Genomic DNA, 15,913 nt, shown 5'->3' on the forward strand with positions numbered 1-15,913 from the left:
TTATAAGCAGGGGATGAAGAAGCCCGTGCGGCATATTGTCGCAGTAGAAGATTGCGGACGAAATATCCGATCGCCGATTCGATTCACCTTCGGCAAAAAGCGTTCCTCCAATACGCTATAGCTTAGGCGCAAGAATCACCATCGGACTACCCGGAGTTCGAGTATGGCAGAGTTTCTTCACTTGAAGACGGAAGATGGCGAAGTTTACATGGTCAATTTAGATCATGTCCATCACGTACACGAAAACCCAAATACGAATCGGGGTTATGTCAGGATGACCAATCGAGCGGGTGTAGTAGATCTCACCGTCGTGATTGGAGAGTCACAACGTCGTGAGATTATGAAGTTCTTCGAGTGGAAATGCCTTAATCGCGATTTCTAGCGGTGCATCATCATCGCCAATCACCTTGCCTAACGCGAGACCCTCGCAATCACCAACAACAGCGTCTGCACGTGAGCATCCTTGTGGCTGCGTGACATGATGATGCTGGCCTCGTTGTCGTTGACCAGCGTGTTCGAGGTCATCTCGGTTTGTTCCCGCTCGCGGGGTGGATGATGACCGGAGACGATCATCGGGACTTCGCTGAGGACCGTCACGCCGAGCCCGAACCGTTCTTCATCGAGGATCCACGGCACGGCGGTCACTTTGGTTTGGGCCGCTGGAATCGTCGAGCTACCACGATGCGAGTCGTGCCCGCCAGCAAATGCCGTGGCGAAATTGACGCGTTGTTCCAGGTCGGGGAACGTATGCTGCGTGTAGGCATCGATCGCGGAGGCTAGTGAGTCTCTTTCTTTGGGTAGCAGGCGGCCAATAGCGCCCTGCAGCACGCTCCATGGCTTCGACTCATGAGACTTCACGGCCGAAGCTATGTCGGATAGCAGGTCTTCGTCAAAACCTCCTTGCCGCGTATCGGCCGCGAGGGTTACCACCATAATCTCCAAACTGATCTTGGAAGGATTCGCCGGCTTGGCAGTCTGAGCCCAAGCGGATGGAGTGAGAAAGAACACGAACAGCAGTGCCGTCAGTCGCCAGAACATGATCATCCTTTCGAGCAGCCAAGGGAGAAAAGTAATGCCCATCAACTAGGACGAATGCCAGCGGCTGATGGTTTTCTGGCGAATCAGTTCCACTGAACCAAAATGACCACTTCCTCGAAGGTGTCGCCACTTTGTTTGGCCATTTCCGTCAAGACGCCAGCCACTTTGGCTGGCAATACCAACTTCCCTTCCGCAGTGATCGTGGCGATCGTCGGGGGTGGAGCAGGCTCAGAAGTCGGCGGCCCGAAACCTTGCATCACTGAGCGCGAGGACCTGGAAGAACCCGCTGGCTGCGAGTCACTGGCATCCGAAGCTTCCGCTCTCTCTTCGCTGGATGGTTCAGGCTCGTCGTCCGATTCTTCATCGTCGTCGTTGGCATGTTCGAGATACGATTTCTCGAACTGCACCGAAAGGCCCAGCTTGTCACTATCCTGGATGGCGATCGACTCGACGCGAACCAGGGTTCCGACGTTTTGCATGTTGTACGAGACGGCTCGGCCTCGGCTCCCCATCGAAGTCGTGCCGGAGACATACGGTTCGCTGCCACCTCGTTGGACGGCGATCGACTGGCCGTCGATCGACTGAGCCTGGATGTAGTCGACCAGGCTGGCCCCGGGGCTATCGGGATCGTTCAGCCACGGCAGCAGCCGGGCCGAAAGGCTTGGACCAGCGCCTTCGAGCACACTTGCGACCTCACTAGCCAGCGTACGATCGGGCAGCCCGTTACTGGTGCGCCGCAGCATCATGATTTCGACAGTGAAACTCTTCGCGGCGTCTTTCTCCGGCTTCGCTTCGGCTTCCTGTCTTCTTCGTACCGGGGCGCCCCGCGCAGGAGCCGGCTTTACGGCGTCTGCCGATTCAGGCCTATCGCCGACGAGAAACTTCGTGCGGTAGTTCTGAAATCGAAGGTTCTCAGCGGTCGTCTCCTGACGACGCTCTAGTGCCTGTTTTTCCGCTTCCCAGTAGTTGTGGAACTCGTGAATGGTAATTTGATGCGTTCGCCAGGCATCGGCGAATGTGTGATCCAGATATCGAACGATGCTATCCGGCAGACTTCGCTGCTCGCTTGCATCCAGCACGCCGTTGCCATCCTTGTCGAAGTGCCGAAAATACTCAGCGTGAGGGCTCGACTCGAGCGTTACCTTGTTAACTTCCGGTTCCGGCTTCTCGGAGCTTGCCTGTTGGCCCATCAGCGACTGGTGATAACGCATGAAGGCCAGTTCGCGGTCGCGTTGTCCCTGCACCGCTTCCCGTTCCATCCGCTGCTTTTCGTATCGCTCCAACAGACGTTTCCTATATTCTTCCATGCTGGTGTGAAACTCATCGAATTCGATGACTACGTCTTGGGGCTCTTGTCCTCGAAGCAGTAGCGACTTCAACGTCATGGGCAAGCGAAAGACTTCCTCGCCGGCGACTTTGCCGTCGCCGTTAGTATCAAGCGTCTGGAAGTAGTCGGCGTGAGGACCGGTCAGCTTCGTGCTTTGGTTGGCAGCAACCTCGGCCGACTCTTGAGAAGCGGCCTGCTCGGCCTCGTCCTGAGAAAATAGATGAGAAGGAACGGCGATGAAAGAAAGAGCAACAAATACGAAAAGACTGCGGAGAGACATGAGGGGGCTCCATTGTTCAGGGAGAATGACTCGCGCAAGTTCGATTCTATCCCCCTAAAAGGACGCCACGCAACTAATTGACCGGGAACGGCGCCGGATCGGCCCGGTGCACGCGGACCAAAATCGTCAATTCCTGCATGAGATCCTTACCATCCTTCTTCTGAGACCGCAGCAAACCTCCCAGCACGAGCGTTTCGCCCGAAGACAATTCGGCATTCGAGTTAATCCACTGCCGATGCAACAGCGGCACCACGGGCTCGTCGCTACCGGCGGCCTTTTCCATGGTCGCTGGCATTCGCTTGCCAAACCGAAAGTCAACAACGATCTTTCCATCCGGTTTCTGCTTAGTTCGCACGGTAGCATCCAAGCCATCACTCAGGAGATTCTCGCCTGGCATCGTCGAAATGTCGGCCATGTGGAACATCGCTTTTGGGTCTTGAAACTCCGCTGCCAGCGAATGCCGTGTGACGAATTCGACTTCTTCTCCCAGCGAGACCTTCAACTGCATCAGGTCGACCTCGTGTAGATCGCGGTCTTTTCCACGCAGCCAGTCATCGAGAAATGGAATGAGACCTTCCTTGGCCAGTTCCGACTGCTGAAGCTGTTTCTCAAATTCCTCTTTTAGCGGCTGCTCGGACGACTGCGCGGTACGAGAAACAAATGCCAGTTCCACCATGACCCGCGGCGACTGGGCGATGACAATTGTGGGAAAAAACGCCGAAATTACAGTGAACAGCACCAGGCATCGCAAGTGAGCCATTATTGACCTCCGCATGACGAACACCCACCGATTTGGGCCATCCGGGCCCCACGTCGTTCTCCACACTGTATGGAAACCACTCTCAGCGATACAATAGCAACGTTTCCAGTGGACATCCCGCTGATATCCCAAACCGCCGAGCTGAGACTAAATCGATGAAGGTGACTGGTACCGAACATAAGATCTCCGACTTCTCCGGAGATGTCCTGGTCGTGGGAACTTACGAAGACGGCCTCTCGCCGCCGGCCAACCAGTTAGATAACCAGATCGGCGGAAGCATTACGCGTTTGGTCGAATCATCAGATATCACGGGCAAAGCCAACGAAGTCACCACTATTTTGGCCCCCGGCGGCTTCGCCGTCACACGCATCTATGTGATCGGGCTGGGCAAGAAAGAAGACCTGAATCAGCAGCGTGCCTACGAGGCCGCCGCGACCGCCGCGGTTAGCTTGTCGGCCAAGAAGGTTGAAAAGGCAGCGTTCTACCTGGACGACTTCTGGCCCAGCGAACTCATGGAGCAAGCGATCGCCGGTGCCGTTTCTGCCGTGAATGGCCAGGACATCTACCGCAAGGAAAAGAAGCAAACTCCACCAAGCGAGATCGTTTGGAATGGTGCAACCCCGGAAGTGCTGGAACACGGAATCGCCCTGGGTAATGCGATCAGCCTGACCCGCTCGCTGGTCAATCGCTGTGCCAACGACATCTACCCGGCAACCTTCGCCGAAGAAGCGGCCGTCGTCGCCGAGAACCACGACCTGAACATCGAGGTCTGGGACAAAGCCAAGCTGACCGAAGAAAACTGCGGTAGCCTTCTGGCGGTCGCACGCGGCAGCGTGAAAGATCCGCGCCTGGTGATCGTTCGCTATAACGGCGGCAAAAAGGGAGAACCACCCTTGGCGTTGGTCGGCAAAGGGGTCACCTTCGATAGCGGCGGGCTCTCGCTCAAGCCATCCGACGGCATGATCACCATGAAAGCCGACATGGCCGGAGCCGCGACCGTGCTGGGCGCGATCAAAGCGATTTCGGCCCTGAAAATCCCGGTCAACGTCGTCGCATTGTGCGGTTTGGTCGAGAACATGGTTTCCGGCGACAGCTACAAACTCGGGGATATCCTCCACTCGCGCAGCGGCAAAACGATCGAAGTTTTGAATACCGACGCCGAAGGTCGCCTGGTTCTGGCCGACGTCCTGAACGTGGCCCTCGACGAAAAGCCGATGGCGATCGTCGACCTCGCCACGCTCACTGGCGCTTGCGTGGTTGCCCTGGGGATGGATACCGCCGGCCTCATGACCAACGAGCCTGATTGGTGCCACGAAGTGGAACAGGCCGCTTTGACCACTGGCGAAAAGATGTGGCAACTGCCGATGTACCCCGAGTTTGGCGAACAGGTCAAAAGCCAGATCGCCGACGTCAAGAATGTGGGTGACGGTCGTTGGGGTGGTGCCATCACGGCCGCTAAGTTCCTCGAAGAATTCGTCGACGAAACCCCCTGGACCCATATCGATATCGCCGGTCCTTCGTTCGCGGAAAAACCCAAGCCGTACTGCGGTGGTGGAGCGACCGGATTTGCGGTTCGAACCTTGGTGGAATTGGCGCGACGCCAAGCTACCCGTTAAAACAACGTAAACAGGTACCAAGCCCATAACTATTTCCTGTCCCCTCGCCCCTCCGGGGAGAGGGCTAGGGTGAGGGGCGACCCAGGTACCAACGCCCCAACGCTCTTCCCTTCGCCGGGAACGGAAGGGCAAGTCTCACGCTTCTCTCGCATTCACCCTCAGTTTGGATTAACCCTAGCCATGCCTTGGATTTCCGAGACCGCAAAAGAAATCAAAAAACCAGAGCTGCTTGCCATTCTCGACCGAGCGATCGAAGAAGCTCGCGAGCGGATCTGTGGCACTCCGAAGCGAGTTCTGCTGCTTCCACCCGACATTACCCGCATGCACTCTGGGTCTGGCTGGATCACCGAGTACTTCTGGGAGAAGCTCAAGGACGAAGCTGAGATCCACGTAATCCCAACCCTCGGTCAGCACGAGCCGCACACGCCTGAGCAGAACAAGCAGATGTTCGGCAACATCCCCAACGAGATCATCCACGCCCACGACTGGCGGGATGGATGCGTCAAGGTAGGCGAGGTCTCGGCCGACTTCGTCAAAGAGATCAGCGATGGTGCCGCCGACTGGGCCATTCCGATCTGGCTGAACAAGATGCTGATGGAAGAGCAATGGGACCTGATCATCAACATCGGTCACGTCGTCCCGCACGAGGTGTTGGGCTTCGCCAACCACAACAAGAACTATTTCATCGGCCTGGCCGGCAAGGACCTGATCTGCACTTCGCACATGATGGCCGCCAGTTGCGGGATCGAGAACAACCTCGGTAACCTCATTACGCCCGTGCGTGCCGTGTTCAACAAAGCCGAAGATGAAATGCTGGGCCACCTGCCGGACTTCTACGTCCAGGTCGTTCTCGCCCGCAATGAAGAAGGGGAACTCGTTCATACCGGGATCCACATCGGCGACGATCTCGAAACCTACCTGAACGCCGCCAGGCAGTCGCGAGCCGAGAACATCACCGTCTTCGACGAGCCGGTCAAGAAGATCGTCTGCGTCATGCAAGGGGACGAGTTCTTCAGCACCTGGGTTGCAAACAAAAGCGTTTACCGTACCCGCATGGCGATTGCCGACGGCGGCGAACTGCTGGTCATCGCCCCAGGCCTGAAACGATTCGGCGAACAGCCCGACGTTGACGCGCTGATTCGCAAGTATGGTTACCAGCCGACCGAAAAGATCCTGGAACTGTACAAAGAAAACGAAGACATGCAGGACCTGGCCCACGGCACGGCTCACCTGATGCACGGTACCTCCGAAGGCCGCTTCACCATTCGTTACGCCCCGGGTCACCTCAAGCAGGAAGAAGTCGAACAGGTTCACTTCGCTTACGCCGACTACGAAGAAACCTTGAAGCGTTACCCGATCGACCAACTGAAGGAAGGCTTCAACACGATGCCCGACGGCGAAGAGATCTTCTTCATCGCGACCCCGTCGGCCGGTCTGTGGAGCACCAAGGAAAAGCTGTACAACCGCAAGACGGGGTTTGCTGAGGTTTAAGAGATTAGCCACAGAGGACACAGAGAGCACTGAGAATTCGAAACGCCTGGGACCGTTGGTCTCAGGCGTTTTTCGTGCTCGGACACACGATCACAAATAACGGGCAGCATCGGCAACTCACCTCCTATCCGTGACCATCCATGTAATCCGTGGTTAGAATTCCTCCTCTTCCGTCTCCCCTCGGTGCACTCTGTGCCCTGTGGGGAAAAACCCCTGCCCTACGTGGGGAATTCATTTGACGCCCTGCCCCCCATACCCCAAGATACGGGCAGAAGAGCTTCCGCTCGGATTTCCGCATTTTGTGGCCAAGATTGCCGCAAAATGGCCGAATACCGGGATGAAAACGCTACTTCCGTTAGCTTGTCTTTGTGAAAGGTTCGTCTGATGTCCTTGTACTGGGTGTTTCTCGGCTGTGCTGTTGTGGCTGGAACGGTATTCGTCCTCCAGTTTCTGCTGGCGGTCGTGGGCGTGGGCCTGGAAGGGACCGATATGCCGGACGACATTCCGGATGACATGCCCGACGATTTCACCGGCGATTCCCACGGCTCGACGGCCCTGTTTGGGGTTCTTTCGTTTAAAACGATTGTGACCGCGTTAACCTTCTTCGGACTCGCCGGGCTCGCTTGCCTGTCGGCTGACTTGAACCAACCGGTTTCGTTCACCATTGCGGTGATCTTTGGCCTGGCCGCCATGTATGGCGTGCACTGGATGATGCAACTGATGATGAAGCTGGCCCAGGATGGGACCGTCCGCATCCACAATACCCTTGGCGAACATGGCACCGTTTACATTCCGATCCCTGCCCATAAAAGCGGCGTCGGCAAGATCCAGCTTCGCGTGCAGGATCAACTGGTCGAGTTCGCCGCCCAGACGACTGCCGACGAAAAGCTAACGACCGGTACGCCGGTTGAGGTCATTGAAATCGTGAGTCCAACGATCGTGTTGGTCATCCCCCTGACGACCCAGGTCGACGTGCGGCCCGATTCCGCAGAACCGGAACAAACGGCACAAGCGCACTAGAAAAACGTCTTGTCTTCGATCGATTGCCCCAGGATGGGTAGATCGTAACCTACATACACCTAGATGCCGCTGCGCGCGGATTGCGCCGGCACTGAGATTCGACACCGAGGAACCCCGCTCATGGAATACGCCCTGTTATTAGCCCAAGGCTCTGACGGACTGCTCAGTTGGTTCGGCACGACTTGGGGCATCATTTCGATCATTGCCATTTTGGTAGTGATGGCTTTCTTCGGGTTTTTGATCCTGTTGCAAAGCCAGTACAAACGCTGCCCGAGTAACCGCGTGCTGGTCGTTTACGGCCGCACCGGCGGTGGCAAGTCGGCTCAAACGGTTCACGGTGGTGCGAAGTTCGTCATCCCGCTGATCCAGGACTATGCCTATTTGAGCCTGGAACCGATTCAAATTGAAATCCCGCTGCGCGGTGCTCTTTCTTCGGAAAACATCCGCGTGAACGTCCCCAGCTGCTTCACCGTAGCCATCGGCACCATGCCTGGCGTCATGGACAACGCGGCCGTTCGTTTGCTCGGCTTGACCACCAACGAAATCCGCAAACAAGCGGAAGAACTTATTTTCGGTCAGCTGCGCCAGGTGATCGCCTCGATGCGGATCGAAGAAATCAACCGCGATCGCGACACGTTCCTCGAACACATCCAGCGTTCGCTCGAACCGGAACTCAACAAGATCGGCCTGGTGCTGATCAACGTGAACATTACCGACATCACCGACGAGTCAGGCTACATCGACGCCATCGGTCAGAAGGCCGCCTCGCTCGCCATTCAACAGGCTCGTGGTGACGTGGCCGACAACGAGAAGATGGGTGAAATCCGTGTCACGGCCGCTCAGCGTGACCGGGAAGTCGAAGTCGCCAACGCGACCAAGGCCCGAATGATCGGTACTCGCGAAGCCGAACGCGAACAGGCCATCCGTATCGCCGAGCTCGAAAAAGAACAAACCGTCGGTGAACGCGAGGCTGAGTTCCAACGTGAAATCGCGGTGAAAGATGCCGAACGTGACAAGCGTATTCGCATGGCCGACGCCGACGCCGAAGCCATCATTGGGGAACGTAACGCCGAGTTCGAGCGCGAAGCTCGCGTGAAAGACGCCGAACGCGAAAAGCGTATCAAGATCGCCGAAGCCGACGCTCAGGCCATCGAAGGGGAAAACCTTTCGGAAGCCAAGGTCGCGGCCTCGAAGGCCGAACTGGCCGTCAAGCGGGCCGACGCGTATGAACGTGGTGAAATCCGCCGCCGCGAAGCGGAAGGTGCCGTGAAAGAAGCCGAGAACCATGCCCTCGCCAAAGCGGCCATCGCCGAAGCCGAACGTGTGGAAGCTGAAAAGCGTGCACTGCTCGAAGCTCCGGCCAAAGCCGAGAAAGCCAAGATCGAAGTCGATTCGGCCGCCGAAGCTGCCCGACGTCGTATCCTGGCCCAGGCCGAAGCCGACGCGATCTACGCCAAACTGGAAGCCGAGGCCCGCGGTGAATACGAAAAGCTGGCCAAGAAGGGTGAAGGTTTGAAGGCAATCGTCGAAGCTTGTGGTAGCAGCAAGGAAGCCTTCCAGCTGATGCTGCTGGAACACCTCGACACGCTGGCCGAAACCAGTGCCAAGGCGATCTCGAACATCAAGTTCGACAAGGTGGTCGTCTGGGAAGGTGGCGGTCAAAACGGCCGCTCGAACACGGCCGACTGGCTCAGCGGCATGGCCAAGACCTTGCCTCCGATGATGCAGGTCATGAAAGACATCGGCGGCATCGAACTGCCCGAAGCCTTGGTTCGTTATACGGAAGACCCGGAAGCCCTGGCCAACGGCCAAAGCAAGCCCACCGAGCAGGAACCTTCGGCCAACTAACGCTGGCTGAGGTTCAGCGAAAATACAACGGCCACCATCGCGTGGCCGTTGTTCGTTTCTTGCGGGCAAACAACCACATCCGGTCCCCCGTTCCACCGTCTGCGGGGGAGTGGGGACAGGAAGGCTATCGGCGTGGATCCCCCAGCGGATTGTCAATCGCCTCATTGAGTATGCCAATGTAAAACATGGCAAACTTGAAAATCAGGAGAATCATAATTCCAAAGATGAGCATAGTGACCAGCATGCCCCCAATGACCGAGATCGCACGAAGCGCGGCTTTCGACTTCTCTTGATAGCTTTCAGCAAGCTTGGCCATCGATTCAGTAAGCCGGCCCGATATCTCACCTGTTTCTACGTAGTCCAGAAAATCGGCCGGAAAGCTTCTCGTACGACGCAAAATGTCGTGAATCTCTTCCCCGTTGATCAGCTCTCGATCAACCTGTTCCTTGAATTGTTCGTAATACCGAGTGCGAGTCGCCTCAAGGGACAGTCGCATGGCTCTGCGAATGTCCATGCCCGCTCCGATCGTCAGCGACAATGCCCAAGCCATGTTCGCTAGACACATTGTCCTGATCGATTCACCAAGCCATGGGATGTTCATCACCAGGCGATCCAGTTGCAGGAATGTCAAACCACCCCGGCTCCAAAGGAAGTAAATAGCAAACAGCACAAAGAAGACAGTAAAGAGAAAGGCGGCATAGGTGGCCAGCCCTTTCACTCCGATGAGACCTATCCCCAGAATGTCGATCGGCTGGCCGTTAAGGCCGTTCGGCAAGAAGGCCGGCACCAGGATCACAATTCCCACAATCAAAATCGCAACGCTCAACTCAATTAGAGGCCACGCAATGCCAGCCAAGAAAGAACGCCGCAGAGCAATGCGTTCCTCATACTGATCGGCAATCTCCAAAAAGATCTTGTCGAGATGTCCTGTCTGTTCCCCCAGTTGCACCATCTGCCGAAACAGCTTCGGAAAGTAGTCACCAGTATTGTTGACCGCTTCGTGCAACGTACATCCGTTCTCGATACTGTCGACAATGACCTGCATCATGTAACGTCGGGTGCCCATGGCACGTTCCGCCTCGCGTTTCCAAATACGAAGAATGTCGACCCCTGCATGAAGTTGCCCGCCGACGTGCCGACACAGTTGAACGAGTTGACCAGTACGAATGCGTGGTGAGAAGAGCATGAACGGTTCCGGATGAAAGTGGCAACTGGTTTCATCATGCGAAAGGGCTGCAAAAGATGCAAGCCGGACGGCATGATTGCCTATCGGCAACCGCCCGAGTTGCCCTGTGCGGCTCATGCTGAATTTGCGGACGGTGCGTTTCCTTCGGCTGTGCGCATTTATGGAATGTGGAATTCATGATCTTTTATGAAAGCTGCCTGAAACTACCCCTCAAAAGGCCGAGTTAGCCCTATGGTTACTGATGACGGACATCGCATTCCGTCTCGCTTCTTTTCCAGACATCTAGGTCTACAGCATTGGTGGGAAAATTGATGAAGAACTTCAGCTTGGTATGCGCGCTCGCATTGTGTCTCACTAGTCTTCTGGTCGTCGATAGTATGGCAGGCCCTCGTGGCGGGGGCCGCGGCGGTGCCGGTCCTTCGAGAGGTACCTCGCGTCCGACTCCCCAGGGCAACCCAGGTTTGAACCAGGGCAACATTCGAAATACATCCATCCCTTCGAAACCTGCTTCGCGTGACCTATCGCAGCGTTTCAACTCCGCACCACGAGACCTCAGCAAGTTTTCGGCACAAGACAAACTCTCGAGCTTCCTCGAAGGCAAGCCGCTCGATCGGCCGACTGTCACCGGAACTTCCCAGGCAAAGCTACAGGAATTCTTGGGGCTTCCCGAAGACCGCAGTCAATCGATTGCCGATCGTCAGGATAGTATGAGTAACAGGAAGAGCGAGTTGCAACCCAAAGCAGTCCAAGCGAAGGAGAACTTCTCGCAGCGCTCCGGCGAGATCTACAACGATGTTTCCAACCACCTGGCCGGTCAGCCGGAACCTTTCACGGCGGCCTGGTACGCCGCTCACCCACAGGCCTGGCAGTACACGCATCCTCATGCCGATGCCTGGGCGGCCGCCAGCTTCGCAGCCGTAACTGGCTGGGTTGCCGGAGTTTCCACGACCCCGGTCAGCTACAACTACAACGAGTCCGTCGTCTACGTCGAAGGAGAACCTGCTGCTACCAGCACCGAAGAGGCTCAACAGCCTGCCCAGCTGAACGTTACGCCGCAATCCAACGAAGCCTGGATGCCACTGGGCGTCTACGCGTTGTTGCAAAGCGAAAAGTCACAGCCGCAAATGCTCATGCAGCTTTCGGTGAGTAAGAGCGGGAACATCGCCGGTTCTTACTACAACATCATCTCGGACAATAGCCAGCCGATTTCCGGATCGCTCGACAAGCAAACGCAAAAGGTTGCCTGGTCTGTCGGCGACAGCCAGAAGGTGAGCTTCGAGACCGACCTGAATAGCCTGACGCAGCCGGAGACTCCGGTCGTTCTTCGCTATGAGGATGGAGCGACACAGCAGATGACGTTGGTGCGTTTGCCCGACAACTCGTAGACTAGGCTTTCCAATACGTGATCATCCAAGAGCCTGGAGGGGGAACTTCCAGGCTCTTTTCGTTGCCAGGCGGCCACGGAAAACTCCGTCGGTTTTCGCCTGAGTCGAAGTACCGTAGCGCGAATTTTTGCTATAATTCCAACTCGTTTTTGTCTGCCCATCCTGCACATATGGCGTCCGATGCCTGAATTTCAACAAATCGCGATTCTCGGCGTGGGGCTCATTGGCGGCTCGATCGGTCTGGCTGCGCAGAAGCGAAAGATTGCCGGCAAAGTAGTGGGCATCGGTCGCAGTGAAGAAAAGCTGGCCAAGGCCCAGCGGCAAGGTTGTATCACGGAAGGAACCACCCAGTGGCAAGCCGGCATCCGTGGGGCCGATTTGATCGTCGTTTGCTCGCCGGTCGAGTCGATCGTACCACTGGTCGAACAGTTGGTACCCTTTTGCCGGCCTGGCACCATCATCACCGATGCCGGCAGTACCAAGCAAAAGATTGTCGATACCCTCCATTTGAGTGAGTCGATTCGCGGCCGCAAGGACGTCTACTTCGTCGGCAGCCACCCGATGGCTGGCAGCGACAAGAGTGGCAGCGATTTCGCGACCGCCGATCTATTCCAGAATCGCGTGACGATCGTGACGCCGGTGGCCGAAACGGATAGAACCGCCAAAGCGACTGTCCGCAAATTTTGGGAATCGCTGGGGAGTGAAGTCCACGAAATGAACCCCAGCGAGCACGACGCCATCGTGGCCGCTACGAGCCATATGCCCCACGTTATCGCCGCACTGGTGGCAGCTTCCACCCCCGAAGCAATGCTTAAGTTCACCAGTACGGGTTGGGCAGATACCACGCGTATTGCCGCTGGAGACATCGATTTGTGGCGTCAGATCCTCACCACCAATCGGGGCCACGTCTTGCAGACGCTAGCGAACTTTGAGAAATTGCTGGCTGCCTTTCGAACCTCGCTGGAAGCAGGTCAAGAAGAGCACTGGATCAAGCTCCTAAAACAGGGAAAGCACCACCGTGACATTGTGGGAAGTTGACATCTATCCCGCTTCGGGACACGTCGATCGATTGGCCGCCTCCATCGTTGCCGACGCCGAAGACCTGCAAATCGCCACCCATCTCGAAATTGCCACGGCACACGGATTTCTCGTCCAGGCCGATTTCGACGCGGATCACATCAAGCTGCTGGCCGACCAACTGCTGGTCGACAACGTGGTCCAGCGGGCCGTCGTCGCTCAGGCAGGGGAAGCCATCATGGCCGAAACCCCTTCCTCGCTGTACGACCGCCTGATTTACGTCATGCCCAAGCCCGGCGTGATGGATCCCGTGGCCCAAAGTACTCAAGCGGCGATCGCCGACTTCGGCCAGCCAGCCGAGGCCGTTCGCACGTTCCACAAGTATTGGATCGGCGGATTGGACGACGCCCAAACCGAGCGTCTGGTCACCAAACTGCTGGCCAACGACTCGGTCGAACAGGTCATCTACGGTCCGATGGATCTGGAACGCCTGTCGTTCGGCAAGTCGCAACCGTTCGAGCTGAAGACCATCAACATCCGCTCGCTCGACGACGATCACCTGCAACTGCTCAGCAAGGAAGGCCAGTTGTACCTGACGCTGGTCGAAATGCAGACCATCCAGAAATACTTCCAGGAACTGGGCCGCGATCCGACCGACATCGAACTGGAAACGGTCGCCCAAACCTGGAGCGAACACTGCAGCCACAAAACGCTCGCCGGTAAGATCGCCTACAAGGACGAAAAGCAAGAGCTACACTTCGACAACATGTTGAAGGAGACGATCTTCGCCGCGACCCAGCAGATTCGCAAAAGCCTGGGCGATGACGACTGGTGCGTCAGCGTTTTCAAGGACAACGCCGGCATCGTCACGTTCAACGACGAGTACAACGTCTGCTTCAAGGTCGAAACGCACAATCACCCCAGCGCCCTGGAACCGTACGGCGGTGCCAACACCGGCATCGGGGGCGTGATTCGCGACCCGATGGGCACCGGCATGGGTGCCAAACCGGTCTGCAATACCGACGTTTTCTGCTTCGCTCCGCCTGAGACCGACCCCGGCAGCCTCCCGCAAGGCGTGCTGCACCCGCGTCGCGTCATGAAGGGTGTCGTCAGCGGCGTGCGTGACTACGGCAATCGCATGGGCATTCCCACGGTCAACGGTGCCGTCTACTTCGACGAACGTTACCTGGGCAATCCGCTGGTCTACTGTGGCAACGTCGGGCTGATCCCCGTCGACAAGTCGTTCAAGGAAGTTCAACCGAACGACCTGATCGTGGCCGTCGGTGGTCGTACTGGCCGAGACGGCATCCACGGTGCCACGTTCAGCTCGGCCGAACTCACCAGCGAAAGCGAATCCCTTTCCGGCGGTGCCGTGCAAATCGGCAACGCGATCACCGAAAAGATGGTGCTCGACGTCCTGCTCGAGGCCCGCGATCGTAACTTGTACAACGCCGTGACCGACTGCGGTGCCGGTGGCTTCTCTAGCGCGGTCGGCGAAATGGGAGAAGAGCTTGGAGCCGAAGTCTGGCTCGAAAAGGCTCCTCTCAAGTACGAAGGCCTGACTTACACCGAGATCTGGATCAGCGAAGCCCAGGAACGCATGGTCCTGGCCGTGCCGGAAGAGAAATGGCCGGAACTGCAAGCCTTGTTCGCCTCGGAAGGGAGCGAAGCGGTCGTACTCGGCAAGTTCGTTCCGACCGGCAATCTGACGCTGACCTACAACGGCAACACGGTTGGCCAGCTCGACATGCGGTTCCTGCACGATGGCCGCCCGCCGATCGTTCGCGACGCGGTCTTCACTCCGCCAACGACGCAGCCGCTTACGCTTAACGGCGACGATGGCAAGTCGCTCGGCGACGACCTTCGCAAGATCCTCAGCTCGCTCAACGTGGCCAGCAAGGAATGGATCATCCGTCAGTACGATCACGAAGTCCAAGGAGGCAGCGTGATCAAGCCGCTGGTCGGCGTGCAGAACGATGGCCCCAGCGATGCCGCCGTGGTTCGCCCTGTCCTCAACAGCCGCAAAGGCATCGTCCTTTCCTGCGGCATGAATCCGTACTTCGGCGACTTCGACCCGTACGACATGGCCGCCAGTGCCATCGACGAAGCTCTGCGAAACTGCGTGGCCGTCGGTGCCGATCCTGCGAAAATCGCGATCCTCGACAACTTCTGCTGGGGCTATACCGATCGACCGGAAACGCTCGGCACGCTGGTCCGGGCAGCTTTGGCCTGCCGCGATCTGGCCGTCGCTCTGGGTACGCCGTTCATCAGCGGCAAGGACAGCCTGAACAACGAATTCAGCTACTTCGACGAGCACGGCGACAAAAAGACGATCGCCATTCCATCGACGCTGCTGATCAGTGCCATGGGTCAGGTCGACGACGTTTCGACCTGCGTCACCATGGACCTGAAGCAGTCCGGCAACCGCTTGTACCTGGTCGGCCTGACCAAGGACGAATTGGGCGGTTCGCACTGGAGCGTGGTCAACGACAAGCTGGGGGGGCAGGTACCTCAAGTCGATACCGACCTGGCCAAGAAGGTCTTCGGCGGCATTCACGCGGCGATCCAAGCCAAGACCGTTCGGGCATGCCACGACTTATCCGAAGGTGGTCTGGCCGTGGCCGTCGCTGAAATGGCTTTCGCCGGCGGAATCGGCGCGAACATCTCGCTCGACGATATTCCGCACCGGTTGGAAAGCCCCTCGGCCGTTCAGCTGTTGTACAGCGAATCGAATACGCGTTTCGTCTGCGAAGTGCCGGAAGAATCGGCGGATGCGTTTGAAGCGGCACTTGGCGACGCACCGTTTGCCCACATTGGTCAGGTAGCCGAGCACAAAGAGCTGGTCGTCACCCATGGCGAAACCACGCTGCTCGATGAACCGATCGAATTGTTGAAACAGGCTTGGCAAGCTCCCCTGAACTGGTAGTGACACGGAAAGATCTCGT

At 57.3% G+C, this 15,913-nt stretch carries 11 protein-coding genes; 7 read left to right on the plus strand and 4 right to left on the minus strand.

Going from position 1 to position 15,913, the window contains the following annotated elements:
* Positions 1 to 411: 411 nt before the first annotated feature.
* The 3 genes from Pan97_RS17030 to Pan97_RS17040 all read right to left on the minus strand — a co-directional run bounded on the left by Pan97_RS17030 (position 412) and on the right by Pan97_RS17040 (position 3,405).
* Positions 412 to 1,038, minus strand: coding sequence for a hypothetical protein (locus tag Pan97_RS17030; protein WP_144974593.1), 627 nt, complete (start codon positions 1,036 to 1,038; stop codon positions 412 to 414).
* Between the two features lie 83 nt (positions 1,039 to 1,121).
* Positions 1,122 to 2,645, minus strand: coding sequence for an EF-hand domain-containing protein (locus Pan97_RS17035; RefSeq protein ID WP_144974595.1), 1,524 nt, complete (start codon positions 2,643 to 2,645; stop codon positions 1,122 to 1,124).
* 73 nt (positions 2,646 to 2,718) lie between these two features.
* Positions 2,719 to 3,405 carry a hypothetical protein gene (locus Pan97_RS17040; protein ID WP_144974597.1) on the minus strand — a complete coding sequence of 229 codons (687 nt, stop codon included), beginning with the start codon at positions 3,403 to 3,405 and terminating at the stop codon, positions 2,719 to 2,721.
* 155 nt (positions 3,406 to 3,560) lie between these two features.
* Between Pan97_RS17040 and Pan97_RS17045 the strand changes: the two genes are divergently transcribed.
* From Pan97_RS17045 to Pan97_RS17060, 4 genes are all read left to right on the plus strand, one after another.
* Positions 3,561 to 5,021 carry a leucyl aminopeptidase gene (locus Pan97_RS17045; protein ID WP_144974599.1) on the plus strand — a complete coding sequence of 487 codons (1,461 nt, stop codon included), beginning with the start codon at positions 3,561 to 3,563 and terminating at the stop codon, positions 5,019 to 5,021.
* 180 nt (positions 5,022 to 5,201) lie between these two features.
* Positions 5,202 to 6,512, plus strand: coding sequence for a lactate racemase domain-containing protein (locus Pan97_RS17050; protein ID WP_144974601.1), 1,311 nt, complete (start codon positions 5,202 to 5,204; stop codon positions 6,510 to 6,512).
* 384 nt (positions 6,513 to 6,896) lie between these two features.
* Positions 6,897 to 7,532 carry a hypothetical protein gene (locus Pan97_RS17055; RefSeq protein ID WP_144974603.1) on the plus strand — a complete coding sequence of 212 codons (636 nt, stop codon included), beginning with the start codon at positions 6,897 to 6,899 and terminating at the stop codon, positions 7,530 to 7,532.
* 120 nt (positions 7,533 to 7,652) lie between these two features.
* A complete protein-coding gene (locus Pan97_RS17060; protein ID WP_196782133.1) occupies positions 7,653 to 9,380 on the plus strand; it encodes a flotillin family protein in 1,728 nt (575 codons plus the stop codon).
* Between the two features lie 124 nt (positions 9,381 to 9,504).
* Here the strand turns inward: Pan97_RS17060 and Pan97_RS17065 are convergent, their stop codons facing one another.
* Positions 9,505 to 10,683 (minus strand): type II secretion system F family protein, encoded by a 1,179-nt coding sequence (locus Pan97_RS17065; protein WP_144974604.1) that lies wholly within the window; start codon positions 10,681 to 10,683, stop codon positions 9,505 to 9,507.
* Positions 10,684 to 10,877: 194 nt separating this feature from the next.
* Here Pan97_RS17065 and Pan97_RS17070 point away from each other — a divergent pair, with 194 nt between their 5' ends.
* The 3 genes from Pan97_RS17070 (at position 10,878) to purL (ending at position 15,894) form a co-directional block, all read left to right on the plus strand.
* Positions 10,878 to 11,951 carry a hypothetical protein gene (locus Pan97_RS17070; RefSeq protein WP_144974606.1) on the plus strand — a complete coding sequence of 358 codons (1,074 nt, stop codon included), beginning with the start codon at positions 10,878 to 10,880 and terminating at the stop codon, positions 11,949 to 11,951.
* A 180-nt stretch (positions 11,952 to 12,131) separates the two neighbouring features.
* On the plus strand, positions 12,132 to 12,989 hold the full coding sequence (locus Pan97_RS17075; RefSeq protein WP_144974608.1) for a prephenate dehydrogenase: 858 nt from the start codon (positions 12,132 to 12,134) through the stop codon (positions 12,987 to 12,989).
* Entirely contained in the window at positions 12,970 to 15,894 is a 2,925-nt protein-coding gene (purL, locus tag Pan97_RS17080) for a phosphoribosylformylglycinamidine synthase subunit PurL (RefSeq protein WP_144974610.1), read from the plus strand. Before Pan97_RS17075 ends, purL begins: the two co-directional genes overlap by 20 nt.
* The last annotated feature ends 19 nt before the right edge of the window (positions 15,895 to 15,913 follow it).

It is taken from the genome of Bremerella volcania, assembly GCF_007748115.1.
In the GTDB taxonomy this organism is placed as follows: Bacteria; Planctomycetota; Planctomycetia; order Pirellulales; family Pirellulaceae; genus Bremerella; species Bremerella volcania.